We start from the raw sequence: 18,552 nt of genomic DNA, 5'->3' as shown, positions 1-18,552 counted from the left end.
GAGCACCTCCAGCGTCTCCAGGTCCAGGTCGTTGGTGGGTTCGTCCAGCACCAGAATATTGGCGGGGCGGGCAAACAGGCGAGCCAGCAGCAAACGTGCGCGCTCGCCGCCGGAGAGTGCCTTGATCAGCCCCCGCGCCCGGCTGGGCGGGAAGAGGAAATCCTGCAGATAGCTCAGCACGTGACGGCGTTCGCCATTGATGTCGATAAAATCATTCCCGTCCGCGATGGCGTCCAACACCCGGCTCTCGGGGTCGAGGGTGGCGCGCATCTGGTCGAAGTAGGCGACCTCCTGTTTGGTGCCGCGGCGGACGGTACCCTCCTGTGGCTCCAGTTCGCCAAGGATCAGGCGCAGCAGTGTCGTCTTGCCCGCTCCATTGGGGCCGATAATGCCAACCCGGTCGCCGCGTTCGATGCGGGTGGAAAAATCGCGGATGACCGGACGCCCACCATAGGCAAAAGACACGTGATCCAGCTCGGCAATGAGTGCGCCGGAACGATCCGCCGTGCTGATTTGCAGGGTGGCGTGCCCCTGCTGCTGACGACGGCTGGCGCGCTCCTCACGCAGCCCCTCCAGACGGCGCAGGCGGCCCTGGTTGCGCTTGGCGCGGGCCTTGACCCCCTGGCGCAGCCAGGCCTCCTCTTCCGCCAGTTGCCCTTCCAGACGGCTGTCGGCGGCAGCCTCAGCAGCGAGGACTTCGGCCTTGCGGCTTTGATAAGCCGCAAAAGTGCCCGGAAAACTGCGTAGTATGCCACGATCCAGTTCGACGATGCGGGTCGCCAGGCGGTCGAGAAAACGTCGATCGTGGGTGACGAAGACCAGTGTGCCGCGATGGCGCAGCAGGGATTGTTCCAGCGCCAGGATGGCGGGCAGGTCGAGATGGTTGGTGGGTTCGTCGAGAAAGAGCAGGTCCGGCTCGGCGACCAGGGTGGCGGCGATGGCTACCCGCTTGCGCTGGCCGCCGGAAAGGGCGCTGACCACGCCTTCAGCGGGCAGCCCCAGGCTGTCGCGCAGGGCCTCTGCCTTGTAGTCGATCTGCCAGGCATCGTGGTGGTCGGCAAGGGCATGGGCATGGGCATCGTCCGCATCGGCATTCTGCAAGTGCCGCCAGGCAGGATGTCCGGATTTGATGGCGGTGAGCAGGTCGTGCTCACCGGCTAATTCCGGCTCCTGCGCCAGGTAGGCCCGACGTATGCCGGGCGCCACCCACAGCGTTCCACCATCGAGGGGGCAGAGCCCTGCCAGCACTTGCAGCAGGGTAGACTTGCCTTCACCGTTGCGGCCGATCAGGCCGACCCGCTCGCCCGCCTCCAGATTCAACTCGGCATGGTCCAGCAGCGCCCGGCCACCCCATTCCACTTGCCCTGCCTCCAGCCGCAGAATAGACATTCAGCCGACCCCATCCTGGTTATGCAAAATAAAGGCGTAGGGTACGGGGCGCGCTGCAGTGGCGCAAGCCGAAAGGGTGTTCTCTGGTTCTACGCGTCAACTCAGCAAACGCAGGGTGAGCGGGTAGCGGTAGACCTCGCCATTACTGGCTTTGATGGCGGCCAACACACAGAATATCAAATTCACTATGAAAATCAGCGGGAAAATGAACAGGCCTATCAACAAGGTGCTGAGAATGCTGGCTACTACACAGGCAATCAGCACCGTGATCTGGAAATTCAGCGCCTCTCGGCTTTGCTGCACCAACCAGGCGGAGCCGCTGTCCTTTTTGAGGAGATAGACGATGAGCGACGGGATGAACCCGAAGATGATACCGCCGGCATGGGTGAGCGCAGCGATATTACGATCGTCCTTACTGACTGATTCAATGAGGTCATTGCTGTCCATGTTCACGCTCCCTGTAGGATGATGGATTTTGCGCTGGGTGGCCGAGTGGCGTTCCAGTCTGTGTGGCCCGTGCTCACTATCATACTGAATTTTTTGTCAAAGAATAGCCTTGCGATGGGCCCTTTGCGGACGGCTGGAGGATTGCCACCAAGGGGCCGGACCTTTAGCATAGACTCATGCCCGACATCCTCAGCGACGAACAACGCCAGTTCCTGCAGCTTTTGCGCATGCCCGTGCCCGGTGACCCGCCGCCGGAGCTGGCGCAGGACAAAACGACGGCAAACAACGCTAGCGCTGTAGCGAACCGATCTGTACCTGCGCCATCAGCGTCGGAGTCGGTTCCGGCGCCCCTTGTGGAGACGTCCATGCGGTGCCCGGAACCACTCCCGATCCCCGCCGAAGAGGGGGCCCCGGTAGGGGGTGGTGCGGCACCCGCGACGGCACTCTCATCCGCAGAGGCGACCCCGATCCCGGTGAACGGCACACGGTCGCCGCCCACTGCCGAGCCCCTTCCATCTCCGCCGGCACCCGCCGCAGCCCAGGCCAGCGGCGCTACTGGGGAGCGGCAACGGATCACCCGCATCGCCACTCTGGACTGGCGTGATCTCAGCAACATGGTCAGCACCTGTCAGGCATGCCCCCTGGGCGAAACCCGCAAACATGCCGTATTCGGTGCGGGCAACCCGCGCGGGTCCTGGCTCTTTGTCGGCGAGGCGCCGGGCGCGGAAGAAGACCGCCGCGGCGAAGCCTTTGTGGGGCGTGCCGGTCAACTCCTCGACAACATGCTCCAGGCCATGGGCCTGAGTCGCGACAAAGACGCCTACATTGCCAATATCCTCAAATGCCGTCCCCCCAACAACCGCGATCCGCTGGGCCCGGAGGTGCAGGCGTGCATGCCCTACCTGCAGCGCCAGATCGCGCTGTTACAGCCGCGTGTGATCGTTGCCCTGGGACGCTTTGCTGCGCAGGGCTTGCTTCAGGTGGATACGCCGCTCAGCCAATTGCGCGGTACGACCCAGCACTACCAAGGCATTCCCTTGATCGTCACCTACCACCCCGCCTATCTGCTGCGTAATCCCATCGACAAGCGCAAGGTCTGGGAGGATCTGAAGCGGGCGTTGGGGGTGTTTGCGGAGCAGGCAACCTTCTAAGCGTCATGGGCGCCGCCGTTCAGTCTCTTGGGAGATGGGCGACCGTCTTTGCCTGAGCCCGATCACTCCCGAAACACCGAGGCTATGGCTCGGGATAGCAATGCCGGGTCTCTCTGCTCACCTGTAATGCGATCGACCACCTCTCCATTACGCAATATCGCGATCATTGGAATTCCCGGCGTGGATTCGGCAAGCGAAGCAACTTCCTTGGGGAAAAGGTACCATGGTGTCCACTCTACCCGGGCGATGGCCACATGCGCGGGTAGATGCGCCGCCACCTCAGCGAAAATCCTGCGATCCTGGTCCGTACAGTATATACAGCCCGGACTTTGACTGGTGAGTTGAATGACCGCGTCTGGGTGCATCGCCAGAAACTGGGGAAGCGCGATCGGAGATAGCTCCAGCATCGCCCCTGGATGCAGTTGCGCCAGACGCTCGCGGTACGCCGCCGCCAAGCACCCGACATTCGCCTTGCAAGCATCACGCATGGTAAGCCACTGTCGCTGTTCGGCAATGAGCATTTGACGCTCGTTGCTACCCTTATTAGTAGCGGTCAAGGCGTGGTGATAGGCCTCGGCAAGTTCCGTGTCCAGGGCGTGGAGTTCCTGGTTGGCGCAAATGGCCCCTTCCGTGGGCGTGGCCGCCCGGCTGCATTGGGCGGCGGGCAGGCCGGCCTGCGCCACGGCGGGCGAGGCCAAAGGCGCGGTGGACAGGATCAGCAACGCCCCAAAACGGGATGGGGTGTTCAGGAACAGGGTGTTTAAGTACATGGATACGCTCCTTCTGTCAGGTGAAAACAACATCCTGCGTAACTTATGGATTCGACTGCTCACTGCCAGAACAACCCGGGTGAGACGTCATCCGGCACCTGCGGCAAGGGAAGGGCGCAGTGCTGCTGGATGATTTTGCCGTTGCTGGTTTTGCAATTCAGGTTATAGGCCTGGATGGGCAGGGGCGCCTGCAAGGCCGCGGTGCAGCGGGCGTGGTCCTGGCCCGGGCACTTCCGGTTGAAACCCAGGACATCCGCGGCCGCCCAGGCGCGCACGACCGGGAGATAGCGGGCCAAGGCTTGGGGATCGCGGACGAAGACCACGAGGCGCGCCTGTTGGAGCTTGTGCGGATCGGTACCCGCCAGGAGGAGATCGTCGGCCGCCCCGAGCAAGCGCAGATGGTTTTGGGCATCGGTGATGGCCAGGGACTGCACCTGCCCGGCCCCGGTCAGAAAGCCCCAGAAGACCGTGCTGCCGTCGGGGAGGGTCACATGGGGCATGGGATATTGATCAAAGGACTGCAAGAGGCGTTGCTCGAGGGGCTGGGCTTTGCCGTTTCCATCGGGGAACACCAGGCCCCGGGTCCAGGATTGGATGTCCTCATAGGGCAGTTCCTTTTGCAGCTTATGGGTCAGCGTGATCAGTTCCTTGTGGCGGGCCTGCTCCACCCGCAGGATGCACTGGGCATCCTGGCCGCAGGCGTCGCGCCGTTTGAGATACGCCCCCTGCTCGGCAATGATCTTCGCCTGCTCGGGCCCGCCCGGTGCGGTGTTCTCCAGGGCGCGGCGGTAGAGGCCGACGACATACATGTCTTGACGCAACAGTTCACCGCGAAGGGTGTGCGATTCATCAAAATTCTTCGGTTTCGGCTGCGCGCAGATCGTTCCCACCGCCGGACTTTTCTGCTCGGCATTGCAATTTAAGGTGTGGGTATAAGGCAGATCGTCGATGGACTGGGCCTGGGCCGGGCTGATGCCGAGCCAGCCCATGCAACAGATGACGAAGGCGAAATGATGCCAATGGGACGATCGGTTCATGACCAGAATCTCCCGTCGCGAGACCACAAAGGCCCATCCGGGCTCATGGCACCGATTTGCCGCCGGGAAAGGGCAGCAAAGGCCCCAGCACCTCGGGGGTCACGGTGACGATCTCCGTCTTGACCAGCTTCAAGGGGCCCTTGATGGGGACCTCGATGGCCGGTTTGTGCCAATTGCAAGGGGCCGCATAGGTCTGGATGCGAAATTGCAGCTTGGCCGGATCGCCGGGATCGGGACGGTAGGCGATGACCTGATTGCGCAAGGAGCCTTTGTCTTGGGGCATCCCGCAAAAATGTACCTCGTGGGCATGGGGGAAGGTGGCCAGCAGGACCAGCCGATTCCCTTCGAAGCGCAGGAGATTCAGGGCGTAGTTTTCGGTGTAGACGTTACCTATATAGTCCCCCGTATGATCCTCCCAACCATGCCGCCCCCAAAAGCCCATTCGCCCGCCGATGGCGAAGACAGCGCCCATGCCCCCTATCTTGGGGAGGTGGGTAAAACCATAGGTGTAGGGGGAAAATTCGTCGTCTTTCTGGGCAATGAAGGTATTGTCCGGTGCCAAACCCTGATCTGGGTCCTTGGGGTCGTGATAGACGGGATAGTGAAACCACGGCAGCCGGTCCATGGGCAGAAAGCCGAGAATCCGTTGGCCCTGGGTAAGGATGAGGGCGTCATCGTTGTATTTCGGCGAGTAGGCCATGTCGGGCTGGCGGGCAAAATAGGGGTTGGGGTTGACCGCTTCGCTACCGGCGAAGTACTTGTAGGCGAGGTAGAGGGTCTGGATACCTTGAGTATCGGTGAAATGGCCCTGGAGGCTGTCGCTGATGCCGATCTCCACGCCTTTGCCGGGCTTGGGGTACAGGACCCTGGCCAGGGGCACGGCTCGGTCATTGAAGGCGAGGTTGCGCTTCTGCCAGTAGCCGGGCAAGGGCTTTTTCCTGTCCCCCACCAGGCGCAGGGGGCGCAGGTCGACAATGACCTGCCAAGTATGGTCGGACGGGGTTTCCTGTCCTTGGGCCGCGGGCAGGCCCGGCAGGGTCAGGAAGAGCCCCGCCAGCAGGGCCATGAGCCCTTTGTTCAGTTTCTTCCACATGACACGCTCCCACATCAGTCGAGGAAATGCGCGCACCCGGCCTTGTTGGCGTGGGTGCCATTCTTTTTTATGAACCATACCAGATCGTTGCCGTTGATGTATCCCTTGACGCCATGCCGCGTTCCGGGATTGACGGTAGCCCCTTCGAGTTTGCCGGTGCGGGGATCCACGTCCATGTTCCAGTTGAGGAGGTAGGGGCGCTCCGGCCAGCGGTGGAGCACGGTATCTTCGTTGTCCAGTGGGGTCCCATACCAGACGGCCCCATACAGACGGGGGATGCTGTCCAAGGGGACGGGGCCCTTGACCGGGCCGCCCAGTTTTACAGAGATGCCGCGGGCGCGGCGCTGCTCCAGGTATTTTTGCACATAGTCCAGTTGTTGGGTGTTACTCATCCCGGCCAGATCCTGGGTACTCGTTCCAAGTCCTTTCGCGGTTCTTTTGGTGAACTGGACGATCCCCGTGGCGCCGATGTCGTTCCTTGTGCTAGGCCGAAACTTTCCCCCCGTCTCTGCGGCCATGACGGCGAGGAGATGGGCGGGTTTCGCCCCTACGTGCCCGGCGACCGCTTCGGTTTTGGCGAGGAATTCGTCGCTGAGGTACTTTTCGAAACCGGAACGCACCTTCACGCATTTGCGGTAAAGCGCAAAGCGATCGTCCGCACCCGTCTGCGCCCCATCCATTCCCGCAAAAAGACCCGGCAAGGGCGTTTTCCGAACGCAAGCCGCCCCGGCGGGTTGATTGCGCTGGAGGATCGGCTCGACGGGGGGTGGGGGGGCGAAGAAATCCCGGGCCTCCTGGCGCACCCGCTGCCAGGAGGACTCTGCCCAGGATCTGGCGCGCTCCCAGAGTGTCTGCGGGAGGGAAGGGGGCGGCTTGGGGTTCTGGTCCGGATAATCGGGCATCACGGCAGGGGATGGGCGCTTGGCCTGCCGGTTCCCTTCCCGGGAGGCCGGATGGGGGCGGGATGCCATGCCGGAAGACGGGTTCGTAAGGATGGGCGTCTCGCGGGACGGGCGGGACGCAAGGGACGTGCTCGCCTCCTTGGAAGGATTCGGGAAAGGAATGTTCCGCTGCTCTATGGGGCCGGTGGGCGGCAGGGGGAAGGTCTGGGCCTCTGTGCCGGGACTTGTTCCTTGGGCCGGGGCTTCGCCGGCACCATGGGCGGTCGCTTGCTCCGAGTTGGTAAGAACCGTGGGCTGTGCTTCCCCGATTTCCGGGCGTTGGACATCCGCAGCGTTTTCGTCGCGCCGCTCGATGCTTTTGTCATCCCAGAGATCCTGGTAATCCGCGTACAGGTAGGCGCCGCCGATGGCGGTCCCGGCTACCAGGGCCGAGCTGAGAATCGGGCGTTTCGCGAACATGGCTCCCTCCATTCAAATGGGCAAAACGGCCTGGACTATTCGGAAACGGCGGAAAAAGGATTGGACGATCCCGATCCGCCCTGCCGATTGATGTAGTCGAGCAATGGATTCGTCCCCTCCGTTGCGGGTGGGGACGAGTCCTCGGCGCAAGAAGCACCCTCGTCGGCATATTCCGGCAGTTCGGGAACGGTACCTGGGTTTGCGCTCTCTCTGCTGCCCTCTCCGGCATTCTCGGAAGATGTCTGCCCTGGCTGCGGTCTGCCCAGGTTCGAAAGCGCCTGCAGCGCCTCGGGATGGGTAAAGGGGCTTTGCATGCGGAAGATGGCCTCGGCGGAGAGGGGAAAGGTGTCGAGGAGGCGGTCCTGCACCCCTTGGGCCTGGGCGAAGGCCCCGCCGCCGAAGCGGGCGAAGAGGTGGTCCACGAAGGGCATGATGAGGGGATGGTGGTAGACCACCCGGATCTTGAGGAGGGTGGCATCCTGGATGGAAAGGCCGCTCTGCTGGCCCGGCTGGACGCTACGGTAGCCCAGATGATCACTGGGGATGCCCGTGACCCAGTGGCCGTCGGGATCGCGGGTGCGCTCCTGGAAGTCGGCAAAGGCCTCTTGGGTGGGGTTGAGAATGTGGATGTCGGCCTGCTGAGCGGCGAGGGTGGCGGCGGCATAGCCCTGAGCCAGCGCCGTCATGTCCCGGCCGTGGGTATAGAGGGGCGTCAATCCCCGGGCGAGGCCATCGCGGATGGCGCCCAGGCTTGCCCCGTGCAAGGTCCCGGCCCGCACTGCCTCCTGGGCCGCCACCTCCAGTTGGGCGCGGGCCTGGTAGAGCAGGGCCGTCTGAAAGGTGCCCAAGATCGCGAGCAGCAAGGCAGGGGCCGCGATGGCGAACTCCACGGCGCTGGCGCCGCCTTCGCGCCGTCCGGCCGCGCTTTGCAAGAGGAGGTGGGGGGATACTGGCACCCTTTCTGATGCCGGTAACGGCGCCACCGCCGCAGCGGGTCCATTCCCCATTCCGATTACTGGGTTACGCCACATAACCCGCCTCCCGCCCCCGCAAGGGTTCCTCCTCCTGAAAGATGGACAGATCCACCGGCAGGCCCCGCTCGCGCATCACTTCATAGAACTCTGGTACGGCGCCCGTGGCGCGGAAGACGCCCTTGACCTTGCCGGCGGCGTCGTAGCCTTGCTGCTTGAAGGCGAATAGCTCCTGCAACTGGATGGTGCCGCTCTCGATGCCGGTGACCTCGCAGACGCTGGTCACCTTGCGCGAGCCGCAGGAAAAGCGCGTGATCTGAACAATGATGTCTACTGCTGAGGCGATCTGCTCCCGAATGGCGATAAGGGGGATGTCCATTCCCGCCATCAGCACCATGACTTCCAGACGGGACAGCATGTCCCGTGCCGTGTTGGCGTGGGCGGTGGTGAGGGAGCCGTCGTGGCCGGTGTTCATGGCCTGCAGCATGTCCAAGGCCTCGCCGCCGCGGCATTCGCCCACTACAATGCGGTCAGGGCGCATACGCAGGGCGTTGCGCACCAGTTCGCGGATGGAAATCTGGCCTTTTCCCTCCATGTTGGCCGGGCGCGCCTCCAGCGAGACCAGATTGGGCTGGTATAGGCGCAGTTCCGCCGCATCCTCAATGGTCACAATGCGTTCATGGTCGGGAATATAGTTGGAAAGTACATTGAGCAGGGTGGTTTTGCCGGAGCCGGTACCCCCGGAGATGATGATGTTTTTGCGTTGCTGTACGCAGACCTGGATGAAATGTGCCATGCGCACCGCAATGGAGTCGTAAGCTATCAAATCTTCCATTTGTAGCCGCTTTTTGGAAAATTTACGGATAGTGATGCACGCGCCTTTCAACGATAGCGGTGGAATGACGGCATTGACGCGGGAACCATCGGATAGGCGGGCATCCACCAGCGGTGCGCTTTCATCAATGCGCCGACCGATGGGCGCAACGATACGGTCGATGATGTGCCGCACCGCCATCTCACTGCTGAATAGCGCCGGGGCAGCCAGCAATCTGCCTTGGCGCTCGATAAATACTTCGTCATAGCGGTTCACCATGATTTCCGTAATGCTTTCATCCGCTAGAAAGTCTTCCAGCGGACCAAGTCCGACGGCTTCATTCAGCACCTCTTTTACGAGACGCTGCCGGTCGAATTCCGGGGGTGAATTCATCCGCCACACGACTTCCCGCACCAACTCGCCGACGATACGGCGCAGCTCCTCCGGCGATAGCGCCCCGAGGTCGACACGTCGCAAATCCATCTGACTGCGCACGGCTTCGTGGACTTCGCGCACCAATACCAGCCAGTGAGCGTCGTAAACGGGACGGGTTGGCCAGGTAACTTCCTCGGTCAGCTGCTGGTTCCAATATGGTGATTGCCTGATAACGGGCGCACCGTCGGGTGGCTTGGTACCAGAAAGGGGAAGGTAGGCAAATTCCTCGATGGATGCCGTCACGTTATCAAAGCGCGGCATGATTTGCAGACGGTATCCCGCGATCGATATTTCGTCGTGCGCCTCCACCGGACCGTAGGCTCGCATGCGTTCGCCGTTGACCAGCACTGCTCCGAACCTTCCTAATCCTTCGATATAAACACCACCTTGTTCAGCGTAAATACGCACGTGTTCCTTGCCGACGTTCCAGCCTTCCATGCGCAGATGGGCATGCTCCGCCTTGCCAAGAAGACAAACGCCGTCGCTCGGTGATATGACCTGCGTACCGATTCTGGGATGTGACACACGAACGGTAAACATAGAGGTTCTCCTAGCGGATCAGGCCTTTTTCAGAACGCATTCGATATAGGTTTTCCAGATAACGACCATGAGATTCCGCATCGATATTCTCTAGGGAATCGGCAGTGATTACCTTGGGTGTGACGAGAAAAACCAAATCTGACTCGTTGTTGCGGAAATCTTCAGATTTAAATAGGTAGCCAAGAACAGGGATATTTCCGAGTCCTGGTATTTTGCTGGTATTATTGGCCATACTGTGATCTATCAATCCAGACATTACAAGTGTATCACCATCTTTCAGGTTGATTTCCTCTTGAGTCCTGGTAGTAAAAAATCCGGGTACGCCACCAACGCTCAATGCTGGATCAATGTTACTTATCTCGGAGAATATCTTCAGGCTGATATTATTTCTGTCATCCGCAACCGGAGAAAACTTCAGGCGAATGCCAAAATCCTTAAAAATGACAGATGTTTGTCCAAATCCAATCGCCAGGGGAATGGGAATCTGTCCGCCTGCCAGAAACTCCGCTGGCTCCTTGCTGCCACTTTTGGCGCTGAGTTTGGGATTGGCGATTTCGTACGCATCACCGTTTTGCAGTGCGTAGTTGATGCGGGAAGCCACTGAGGCGATGACCCCGAAATTGGTCGCAAATGGGGCCACCTTGAGAGGGAGGTTTTGCACCCCTGAACTGGGGAAGGAAAAATTGGCAAGGGGTCCGCCAGTGCCGGTTGTGGATGGCACATCCATGCGGAAGTATGGATTAGAACTGAAATCTCCGACGATGCCAGCTTGTGGTCCGGAAATTGATTGGTTCCAGTTAATTCCGAGACTGCGGAAAAAATCATTTTTCATCTTCAATATTTTTACATCCAGAAGCACCACTTTCTCCATTCTTATCGATTCTTTTTCTGCGAGGTTGACAACATTTGGATAAATCGCCTTGAGTTTCTCTATTCTGTTTATGGTTTCGTCCGATAGATTCCTACCATCAATAACAACTTTGTCGCCGACCACCTTGACCTGTGTATGAGTGCCGTTCCCGAGTAAAGTAGATATTTCCTCGGCGGTGCGACCTACATCTTTTGGTGCGATGACGACTCGCGACGCGCTTTTGGCCCCATTTTTATACCAAAGGTGTAAATTTGTTTCACCAGACCCCTCAGCCAGAAGAAGTAATTCTTTGTTGTCAACCAAGGTAACGCTGAGTATTTTACCATTACCGACGGCGACCCGCTTCACGGTATTGGTAGGGATGATTTTTACCTGCCCGGCGTACATGGAAATATCAGATCGCTGCTCGAGACTGAGGAGATCACCAGCATAGGTCAGAGCGGGTAGGACGCAGGTTGCCATGGCCACAGCCAAGGAGTTACGGATGTATTTCATCGGAAAAATGTCCTGTCAAGGCGTGGGTGATGATGGTACATAGGGGAACGGCAGAGCGGTGAATTCGCCGTTCTGAGCCTTATTCCGTAGCGTCATATCCCCGCTCCCGGGGGCCGCGTGCTGCGCTGCATTTCCGGCGGTTTGCACGTCGCGGATAGTCGTGCTACCACTATTCGATGCGCCACCGACAATATATTCCACCCCAGCCGGCATGGTGTGCGGATATCCGATAATATCGTGCAGCGAAATCGCATATTTTGGCCAGGCACCAGTATTGTTGTTACCCCTTAAATCCAGACGGATTTCCCCGCTTTTCTGGGCTACCAGGATTTTTTGCGCCTGCTGCGGTGTGACTTCGAGGGTAATGGTGCCATAGCCATCTGCTCCACCAGGGTTATTGGGAGACATCTCTCGCCCAGTCGCGAGAACTTTCAGGTTCTGCCCTAAAAATCGCGCCAAGGAGCCATCTGGCGCTGCAGGAGCGGTCTGTAGGTTGGTGATGGTGCTTGCGGCTGCATTGGCGCGAACATCGGCTGGCGTGATCCATAGCATGTCGATGTGGTCTCCAGGGCGAAGCATTTTATTGAAGGAGTTTTCCGAATTGACCGAAATCGTCAGGGCGATGTGATGAGCATCGAGAATATCCGCCGGGCTGCCCACGTTGCTGAACATCGACCGTGTCAGCGGTTTGCCGCCTTCCGCCGGGAACAGGAGTCTTTTGTTTTCAATTTTGTTGAAATCGGATTCCCGTATGATCCCGGCCGGTGCGGTGTCGACCGGGATTCTTCGCCGCGCGACCATAGACAACGTGAGGATGGTATTCGCGGGCAGATTCTCAATCGGTACAACCGCGGCAACGGTGATTTCCTTTTTGGAAGACATTTCACTTAGCAAGCGCTGCTTCAAAGCGGACTCCTTGGCATTGAGGATATGCACAGCAAGATACGCTGCGCCAAGCCCGGCCAGCACCGCGAATGACAGAAGAATCCATCCGGTGATAGCACGACTTTTCTTTTGTAGAGTCGGCCGCATTATGGAGTCAGGTTTAATCGGGGTCGACATGCGTTTCCTCAGAATGGCAAAGTGGCTATGGACGCAGCCCAGGAAAAATCGCTGGAAAATGTCCGCAGTGCTTCCAGGAGCCGGGTAATGGGGCTGGGATTGCCGACAAACAGCAATCCCAGGGCGAAAACCGCAACGATGATGTACTCGATGCTGGACTGGCCTTTTTCGTTCATGGCACGCCCCTAACGTTGATCCAGAACTACCACCAGGCGACTGTTATCGGTACCGTCTTCACCAATTACAATGTCCAGATGGCGGTTCCCTTTATTCATGGAGATCACGGATGGGTTGTTGCGCATGGCCGGAGCCGGTTGCCATTGTTGTACCATTAATGCGTTTGTGAGCGTGCTGCGCAGTGTTTTGGCAGGACTGTCAGCACGTATATGCAAAACCCGTCCGTGAATGCCCGCGTCGGTAGTCTCCACATCCTGCAATACTGAGGCGTTGGACGGTAACGGCAAATCGGCAGGTAGCGGGTCGCGCTCCATTTTTTGATCCATACGCAGACTGGAGAGAGTGCCGTAGGCAGACTCGCCCTCCATGTGCCACTGGGTGGCCAACGAATAAGGTGGCGTAATGCACCCTTGAATATGTTCATTGCGAAGTTGATTTTCCGTATAGGATCCGCCCAGTTTTGCGCACGCCTCTACAAAATAGGAGCGTAGCCGTTCTTCCTCCGCACCCACATGAAATTGTACGGCACGCATATCCAAGCCGTTGATACGAAGGTGACTTGCCAGTGGTTCGGTGACCGCGTTGTCTGGAGGAGGCAGGAGTGGTCCCTTCTCATCCGCCACGGCCAAAGTCGGGGCGCTGAGAATCGCAACGATACAGAACATGATCGATCGGATGTTCATGATTATTTGCCTCCACTGGGATAAGGTTGCAGGCGGTCGCCATACTGCACTTCCGGATCGACGTGCCCGAAATCCAGGCGTTTGAGTTCAGGAAAAAGGGTGCCTCCCACGGTTGTTACCGCTTTTATCGCCCCGTCATCCAGATACGCGGTTGGCAGGAACTTTTTTACCGTCTGCGCTTCCTCTGCAGGGCCGTTGGCTGTCCATGCATCCGTGAGCACGGCGGCCTGCGCGGTAAAGAGGGGGCCGCTGGCGAGCGGATTGTCCGGTAGATAGCGATACCCCGGCAGTCCTTCCAGTTGAACGCTGACGGTGGCGACTGTGGGTCCGGTCATGCGCAACGGAATGTCCGTAATTTTCATGATGGTTCCCAAAAAGTTCATAGAAACTCCACTGGAGATGGTTTCCTCATGCGTAGCCACCTGAATATTGGCGAGGTCACGTAACAAAGGCCGACCATCATGACGGGTCAGAATCGGGTCTATAACTGTTCTGTTCTCGGTATTGGCTAACGCCATACCGTGTTGCCCGAAAAATCTCGCAGCCGCCTCATCCCGCAGATCGGCATCAGGTTTAATGGCCACCCACCCCCGTCCCTGCGGTGGCTGACTGCGCCACACCGTGCGCTCCCATGCCACGTAGCGCGCCGCTTCGATAGTCCGTAACTGGGTGAAGCTCCATTTCCCGGTGTAGATCACCAGGAAAAAAAGTGGAATAAGCGCGAACGCAGCCACCACGACGAACTCGGTAAGGGATTGACCGCGTTCGCTACAGGTATGTGGCAGGCTTGTGAGTGGCCGATGTGTCATATCTTTTTGATTAATGATTCTTGGGAAGTCCGGCGACGGCGGTGTCCAGTCCGCGGATGGGTTTTAGTGGGGCATCCAACGGGGTCAAAGAAACCTCATATATGCTTATGGTGGTGATTTTTCCATTATTTTGTAAATAGTTCTTCAAGTTATGTAACATTGGCGTATATTTAGTTAGTTTGTCCGGGTGGTTAATGTATGTGGCCGGCACGGTTTCAGAAGACGCACCGGCAACAGCTATCGCTGCACGGCCCTTATCTGAAAATATGGCTGATCTATCATTTTGGTCATGAGGATAAGTGGGAAGCGTTACTTCATCGTATCCGTATTTTCGTAGATTTTTTCGCGCGAGAGAGAGGGCTTCGTCTGCTGAACCGCTAGTGATGCTGGCATAAAGACGGTAAAAATATGTCACAGATTTCATCTTTTTGCCGGACTGGACCTTCGCCACACAGGAGATAATGTGCCATTTGCTGGTATGGGTTGGGGCATTCACTGAAGCACTCCTGATGATGACAGGAGCGAGTGCCGGAGGATTGGGAATCCATCGGCATCCTTCTGGCAACTTTAAATCACGGTCCCAGTCCGTTATTGATGGGTTTGTATAGTTGGTAATGAATTTTTTGAAATGGTTCAAGCCGGCAACGATAACATCGTACTCAGGAACGTCTCCATTTTTCGTGAAGTCGCCCGGCGCATTGGTGTAGTCCCTCGCTTCACGCAATGTTTTTAATTTTTCTTCCAAAGTGCTACCGATCTGGCCAGAGCGAATCTTCGCGCGTAACGCCGGGTTTGCATGGGGAGAATCGGGGACCGGTTCCGTCACTTTTTCCGCATCGGCATAGGTGGTGAGGGTGAGGCAGGCAACTGCCATGCTGATTTGCAGACCGATGCGAATTACATTTCTATCTTTGATCATGGATTGTCCTCAGGTTAGTGCAGACCGAGCATGGCGGCGTATTGCATACGGTCAGTCGCGTCTAAGTCGACGAGACGGGCTTCCCAGAAGGGGCTGAACAGGTTGCCTCTTTCATAGAATCTATCGTTCCGTTGCCAGATGGGCGCAGGATGACGGAAGTAGGCCTGTGCTTTTGCAACGGCGCGTACCTGACCTTCTAGCGCCTTTTGCGGCAATACCAAGTTGATATCCTGGCGAGATGCCATTTGATGGATGCGCAGGGCGTTTGCTGCATCCCGAACACTTCCCCGTGCATGCTCCACGACCACCGTGTAAAATGGCATGATGTCTGATGGATCGCCGTTGGCGTCCACGAGTTTTTGGTTGCGACGATTGAAGTCCCAGTAACGGGTAATCCCACCCGCCGTCGCGCGACTACTATCGCCGCCGGGGCGTTTAAGTGCTGTGCTGCCCATGCCGTTCTGGTCCTCCGGGTGCAGACTGGCGGCGATGCGAGAGGCGCCGGAATTGGCATTCCAGGAATTTTGATAGGCCGGTAAAAGCGCGTTGCGGTCATCGGCGGGGAAATGCATTTGCGGTTGTGCCCGGGTTTCGGTGTAGTTGCTGGGGTATGAAAAATTGTTACCATTACCGGTCTGCGAGGCACCGTAACCTAAAGGTATTTCAGACCATTTCTTTCCGCCAAAAAGTGCCGCTTTCCTCTGCCAGTAGTGGAAAGACAGTGTATCCATCCCAGACCAGACATAACGACCATCTCGGTTGGGGGCCAACTGCGTTCCGCCCGCACGGCGAAATTCCCATCCAAAACTCCACAAATTTGGTGAGCTAAAGAAACGCAACGGTGTCGGCAAATCATTCCGAGCCGCCGTAAACCCATCCCGTGAGGCATTGATCATATAAGCCATGCGTGCCTGCGCTCTATTCTTATCTCCTCCCCAACGCTGGATAAGGTCGCTACGATTTTTGAAATACTGCCCAAGATTGCTTGCTAAAAGAATGGCGTTTAATCGGGCATCCGGATCATGGATTTTGATTACCTGCTCAGCCACTGCGGTCATCGCGCCTCCTGCTTTGCTGTTGTCTGTTCCGGGATCAAAAGCGCCGTTGGATAGATGATAGATTTCTTGCGCACCGCTAAGTGCGGCATCGGCGATATCCAGAGCGGGAAGAGCCACCTTGGCAGCGTTGGAAACGCTTTGATCCAGCAAGGTTGCGGCTTTGGCAATACCATTGGTAATCATCATTATTGCTTGACCAACGTAGGGTATGAAAGAAGCAATTGTGCCGGCTCTCTGAATGTTCAGGCCAAGACTTTTTACATAATGTGCCCACGAAACCAGGCTGATGGTTTGCCCGATAGCCACCTGATTGGCAACCATTGCACGGTTGGTGTAGGAGATGAAATTGAGTTCTCGTGCTTCCATTTGCATAGCGGAGAAAGCGGCCGCATCGGCGGCATTCTGGGTTTTCAGTTTGATGGCGGATAGTTGTCCGGTGTTGAATACGAAGAGTGCCGCCAATAACACTACGGGAATCAGAAGGGCAGAGAATAACGCGGCCTGTCCGGATTCTACATGCCTTACCGCGACAGGAGAGTCGTCTCGTGATCGAGGAATAGGAAACACTGCATCTCCCCAAAATATATGTTATAGTCACGGCATACCGGGAGGTATAGCCGCAGATTACGGACGGGGTATGCCCCGTCCTGCGAAGAGAAAATTACTTACCCATATCCGATTTGTAATCGCTCATGTTCTTCTGCTTGCCCGCGTTGTTCGTCGCCTCTCCGGCGGTACCTTGGGCTAATCCAATCTCAGAGTCTGCCTTTTTACCAGATAATTCCTGGGATATTCCTGCCATCTGATGACGCAAGGTCTGACCGAAGAACGAATATACGGCAATACCAGTGATAGCGATAAGAGCGACGATAATCAGATATTCTGTCATGCCTTGTCCGCGTTCTGCCTGAAATATTGGAGTGGCGAAGTTTGGTTTCATGGGTTCTCCTGAAAGGATTGATGACTACCACGACCTCATTCAAGCATAGGTAAATTAGTCGCGCAATATGGTCGGTAATCACTGAACATATTTTGTAATTATATGAATACAATGATTATCAGTGGTACTCCCATATCGTTATAAAAAATGGTGTGAATCCGGAGCTGTGAGGTGGGTTGAAACCATGGTACTCTGAGCGTGAACAACACGAATAGATATTAGTAATAGTCAAATTGGGCGACGATATGTAACATTAGTGTAAACGTGCCTGTATGCCATTGTGTAACTTTATGGTGGTGCTAAAATTGCCTGGTGTTACGACATAAAAAAAGCGCCGGAGAAAAGTTTCGGCGCTTCTGGTGATGGTGGTCCGGAAGGTGTATGTAGTCAGTTTCCAAATACGCCCTGAATCAGGTTGCGTACGCCCTGCTGTATCTGATAGTTGGTTTCGCTGCGGGCAGTGTCCAAGACATTGGCCGCCAGTGCAGCACCGGGGATTTCGGTTGGGGCAGATGCTATGGTGGGTGGTGGCACGCTTGCGGGCCGGAGTCCGGCGGTGGCGCCGGGAGTGAGGGCGACCACTTCGACCCTACGATTTTTTGCCCGGCCGTCGTCGGTACTGTTAGATGCTATCGGACGTGAGGCTCCGTACCCGGTGACCTCAATACGCCGACCATCTATACCTTGCGCTGTCAACGCTGATTTTACGGCTAGAGCGCGGTTCAGCGACAGCTTCTGGTTATAGGTGGCGGTGCCTACCGGATCGGTATGCCCGTCTAGGCGTACCCGCAGGGGAGGATGCTGCTGCATAAGCTGAAATAACGCCATGATGCTGGATTGGGCATCCGCGCGTAAGGTCGCCTGGTTGAAATCGAAGGGCAGGTGCATGGTGAAGCGGCCGTGCTGAGCCAGGGCATCGGCCATGCCCGCACTGGTCAAGTGTCCGGCATCGCTGCTGACTAAACCGCCTTGCATGGGTTTGGTTTGCACCGAATACACTGAAGCGATCTGGGAGTGTCCAAACAACGTGTTATCATTAATGAAAATCAGGGTACGTACGCCATCGGTGGCGTGATGCTCGGCGGTCAACATCCGACCGTTCTCAAATAAAAAGTTCTCTACATTCCCCTGGTAATTGGTTGGCGCGCCGCGCCATAGGAGAGTGTTTACTGGGGCGTCGTTGTTGACTCTACAGCCAAGGTTGGCACATTGCCATAGGATGTGAAATCCTGCGTGCTGCAGGGCCTGTTGGTAGTTGAGGATGAATTCCAAGGGGGAGCGGTCTTCGGGTACGTTGTAACGAATGTACGTCACCTGACCCGCTACGGTCTCAGAACGGGTCAAACCATTTTTGCCCAACGGGCCGAGAGGCACGGTGATCTGGTCATAATGGGTGGTTTTGTACCCGTCAATGACGCTGCCAGGGTAACGTCCTAGATAGGGCAAGTCCTGTCCAGGTTCGTCCAGTGCAAGAGCAGGGCCGGTGAATAAAAGCGGTACCAGGCTGAGTCGCAGGATAAACGTGCGCAT

Annotated in this window: 17 protein-coding genes and 2 pseudogenes; 1 reads left to right on the top strand and 18 read right to left on the bottom strand. The window is 57.4% G+C overall.

Annotated features, from left to right (window positions below; translation table 11 throughout):
- Nucleotides 1-42: 42 nt before the first annotated feature.
- From F6A13_RS16045 to F6A13_RS13580, 3 genes and pseudogenes are all read right to left on the bottom strand, one after another.
- A pseudogene (locus tag F6A13_RS16045) lies at nucleotides 43-519 on the bottom strand (ATP-binding cassette domain-containing protein); the annotation flags it as partial.
- Nucleotides 520-552: 33 nt separating this feature from the next.
- Nucleotides 553-1,389 (bottom strand): annotated as a pseudogene (locus tag F6A13_RS16040) (ATP-binding cassette domain-containing protein); the annotation flags it as partial.
- A 96-nt stretch (nucleotides 1,390-1,485) separates the two neighbouring features.
- Nucleotides 1,486-1,836, bottom strand: coding sequence for a DUF4870 domain-containing protein (locus tag F6A13_RS13580; RefSeq protein ID WP_126604421.1), 351 nt, complete (start codon nucleotides 1,834-1,836; stop codon nucleotides 1,486-1,488).
- Between the two features lie 176 nt (nucleotides 1,837-2,012).
- Here F6A13_RS13580 and F6A13_RS13575 point away from each other — a divergent pair, with 176 nt between their 5' ends.
- Entirely contained in the window at nucleotides 2,013-2,987 is a 975-nt protein-coding gene (locus F6A13_RS13575) for a uracil-DNA glycosylase (protein WP_126604420.1), read from the top strand.
- 62 nt (nucleotides 2,988-3,049) lie between these two features.
- On the opposite strand, the gene F6A13_RS13570 is transcribed toward F6A13_RS13575, so the two are convergent.
- The 15 genes from F6A13_RS13570 to F6A13_RS13505 form a co-directional block, all read right to left on the bottom strand.
- Nucleotides 3,050-3,757: a lysozyme inhibitor LprI family protein gene (locus F6A13_RS13570; RefSeq protein WP_172959332.1), complete on the bottom strand. Its 708-nt coding sequence runs from the start codon at nucleotides 3,755-3,757 to the stop codon at nucleotides 3,050-3,052.
- Nucleotides 3,758-3,816: 59 nt separating this feature from the next.
- Nucleotides 3,817-4,794, bottom strand: a complete 978-nt coding sequence (locus F6A13_RS13565; RefSeq protein ID WP_126604418.1) for a hypothetical protein — start codon at nucleotides 4,792-4,794, stop codon at nucleotides 3,817-3,819.
- Between the two features lie 43 nt (nucleotides 4,795-4,837).
- Nucleotides 4,838-5,887: a hypothetical protein gene (locus tag F6A13_RS13560; RefSeq protein WP_126604417.1), complete on the bottom strand. Its 1,050-nt coding sequence runs from the start codon at nucleotides 5,885-5,887 to the stop codon at nucleotides 4,838-4,840.
- A 14-nt stretch (nucleotides 5,888-5,901) separates the two neighbouring features.
- Nucleotides 5,902-7,248 (bottom strand): hypothetical protein, encoded by a 1,347-nt coding sequence (locus F6A13_RS13555; RefSeq protein ID WP_126604416.1) that lies wholly within the window; start codon nucleotides 7,246-7,248, stop codon nucleotides 5,902-5,904.
- 35 nt (nucleotides 7,249-7,283) lie between these two features.
- A complete protein-coding gene (locus tag F6A13_RS13550; protein ID WP_225981848.1) occupies nucleotides 7,284-8,279 on the bottom strand; it encodes a TadE/TadG family type IV pilus assembly protein in 996 nt (331 codons plus the stop codon).
- Nucleotides 8,269-10,008 carry an ATPase, T2SS/T4P/T4SS family gene (locus tag F6A13_RS13545; protein ID WP_126604415.1) on the bottom strand — a complete coding sequence of 580 codons (1,740 nt, stop codon included), beginning with the start codon at nucleotides 10,006-10,008 and terminating at the stop codon, nucleotides 8,269-8,271. Before F6A13_RS13545 ends, F6A13_RS13550 begins: the two co-directional genes overlap by 11 nt.
- A 10-nt stretch (nucleotides 10,009-10,018) precedes the next feature.
- A complete protein-coding gene (locus tag F6A13_RS13540) occupies nucleotides 10,019-11,374 on the bottom strand; it encodes a type II and III secretion system protein family protein (RefSeq protein WP_126604414.1) in 1,356 nt (451 codons plus the stop codon).
- A gap of 15 nt (nucleotides 11,375-11,389) precedes the next feature.
- Complete coding sequence (cpaB, locus tag F6A13_RS13535) at nucleotides 11,390-12,436, bottom strand: Flp pilus assembly protein CpaB (RefSeq protein ID WP_113527535.1); 1,047 nt, start codon at nucleotides 12,434-12,436, stop codon at nucleotides 11,390-11,392.
- Nucleotides 12,437-12,444: 8 nt separating this feature from the next.
- The gene (locus F6A13_RS15485; protein WP_172959331.1) at nucleotides 12,445-12,612 is read right to left on the bottom strand and encodes a hypothetical protein; all 168 of its coding nucleotides are present in this window, start codon (nucleotides 12,610-12,612) and stop codon (nucleotides 12,445-12,447) included.
- A 9-nt stretch (nucleotides 12,613-12,621) separates the two neighbouring features.
- Nucleotides 12,622-13,296, bottom strand: coding sequence for a hypothetical protein (locus tag F6A13_RS13530; RefSeq protein WP_113527534.1), 675 nt, complete (start codon nucleotides 13,294-13,296; stop codon nucleotides 12,622-12,624).
- A 2-nt stretch (nucleotides 13,297-13,298) separates the two neighbouring features.
- Nucleotides 13,299-14,105 carry a hypothetical protein gene (locus F6A13_RS13525; protein ID WP_225981847.1) on the bottom strand — a complete coding sequence of 269 codons (807 nt, stop codon included), beginning with the start codon at nucleotides 14,103-14,105 and terminating at the stop codon, nucleotides 13,299-13,301.
- Between the two features lie 10 nt (nucleotides 14,106-14,115).
- Complete coding sequence (locus F6A13_RS13520) at nucleotides 14,116-15,024, bottom strand: hypothetical protein (protein ID WP_113527533.1); 909 nt, start codon at nucleotides 15,022-15,024, stop codon at nucleotides 14,116-14,118.
- Nucleotides 15,025-15,038: 14 nt separating this feature from the next.
- A complete protein-coding gene (locus F6A13_RS13515; RefSeq protein WP_126604413.1) occupies nucleotides 15,039-16,649 on the bottom strand; it encodes a pilus assembly protein TadG-related protein in 1,611 nt (536 codons plus the stop codon).
- 94 nt (nucleotides 16,650-16,743) lie between these two features.
- The gene (locus F6A13_RS13510) at nucleotides 16,744-17,022 is read right to left on the bottom strand and encodes a Flp family type IVb pilin (protein WP_113527531.1); all 279 of its coding nucleotides are present in this window, start codon (nucleotides 17,020-17,022) and stop codon (nucleotides 16,744-16,746) included.
- A 387-nt stretch (nucleotides 17,023-17,409) separates the two neighbouring features.
- A complete protein-coding gene (locus F6A13_RS13505) occupies nucleotides 17,410-18,552 on the bottom strand; it encodes an OmpA family protein (RefSeq protein ID WP_113527530.1) in 1,143 nt (380 codons plus the stop codon).

This window comes from Acidithiobacillus sp. 'AMD consortium' (assembly GCF_008926505.1).
Lineage (GTDB): Bacteria > Pseudomonadota > Gammaproteobacteria > Acidithiobacillales > Acidithiobacillaceae > Acidithiobacillus > Acidithiobacillus ferridurans.
This window is presented reverse-complemented; position numbering and strand designations above follow the sequence as displayed.

Coding starts and splice junctions, on each gene's coding strand:
- F6A13_RS13580 (WP_126604421.1), bottom strand. CDS start 1,836: ATGGACAGCAATGACCTCATTGAATCAGTCAGTAAGGACGATCGTAAT.
- F6A13_RS13575 (WP_126604420.1), top strand. CDS start 2,013: ATGCCCGACATCCTCAGCGACGAACAACGCCAGTTCCTGCAGCTTTTG.
- F6A13_RS13570 (WP_172959332.1), bottom strand. CDS start 3,757: ATGTACTTAAACACCCTGTTCCTGAACACCCCATCCCGTTTTGGGGCG.
- F6A13_RS13565 (WP_126604418.1), bottom strand. CDS start 4,794: ATGAACCGATCGTCCCATTGGCATCATTTCGCCTTCGTCATCTGTTGC.
- F6A13_RS13560 (WP_126604417.1), bottom strand. CDS start 5,887: ATGTGGAAGAAACTGAACAAAGGGCTCATGGCCCTGCTGGCGGGGCTC.
- F6A13_RS13555 (WP_126604416.1), bottom strand. CDS start 7,248: ATGTTCGCGAAACGCCCGATTCTCAGCTCGGCCCTGGTAGCCGGGACC.
- F6A13_RS13550 (WP_225981848.1), bottom strand. CDS start 8,279: ATGTGGCGTAACCCAGTAATCGGAATGGGGAATGGACCCGCTGCGGCG.
- F6A13_RS13545 (WP_126604415.1), bottom strand. CDS start 10,008: ATGTTTACCGTTCGTGTGTCACATCCCAGAATCGGTACGCAGGTCATA.
- F6A13_RS13540 (WP_126604414.1), bottom strand. CDS start 11,374: ATGAAATACATCCGTAACTCCTTGGCTGTGGCCATGGCAACCTGCGTC.
- cpaB (WP_113527535.1), bottom strand. CDS start 12,436: ATGTCGACCCCGATTAAACCTGACTCCATAATGCGGCCGACTCTACAA.
- F6A13_RS15485 (WP_172959331.1), bottom strand. CDS start 12,612: ATGAACGAAAAAGGCCAGTCCAGCATCGAGTACATCATCGTTGCGGTT.
- F6A13_RS13530 (WP_113527534.1), bottom strand. CDS start 13,296: ATGAACATCCGATCGATCATGTTCTGTATCGTTGCGATTCTCAGCGCC.
- F6A13_RS13525 (WP_225981847.1), bottom strand. CDS start 14,105: ATGACACATCGGCCACTCACAAGCCTGCCACATACCTGTAGCGAACGC.
- F6A13_RS13520 (WP_113527533.1), bottom strand. CDS start 15,024: ATGATCAAAGATAGAAATGTAATTCGCATCGGTCTGCAAATCAGCATG.
- F6A13_RS13510 (WP_113527531.1), bottom strand. CDS start 17,022: ATGAAACCAAACTTCGCCACTCCAATATTTCAGGCAGAACGCGGACAA.
- F6A13_RS13505 (WP_113527530.1), bottom strand. CDS start 18,552: ATGCGCACGTTTATCCTGCGACTCAGCCTGGTACCGCTTTTATTCACC.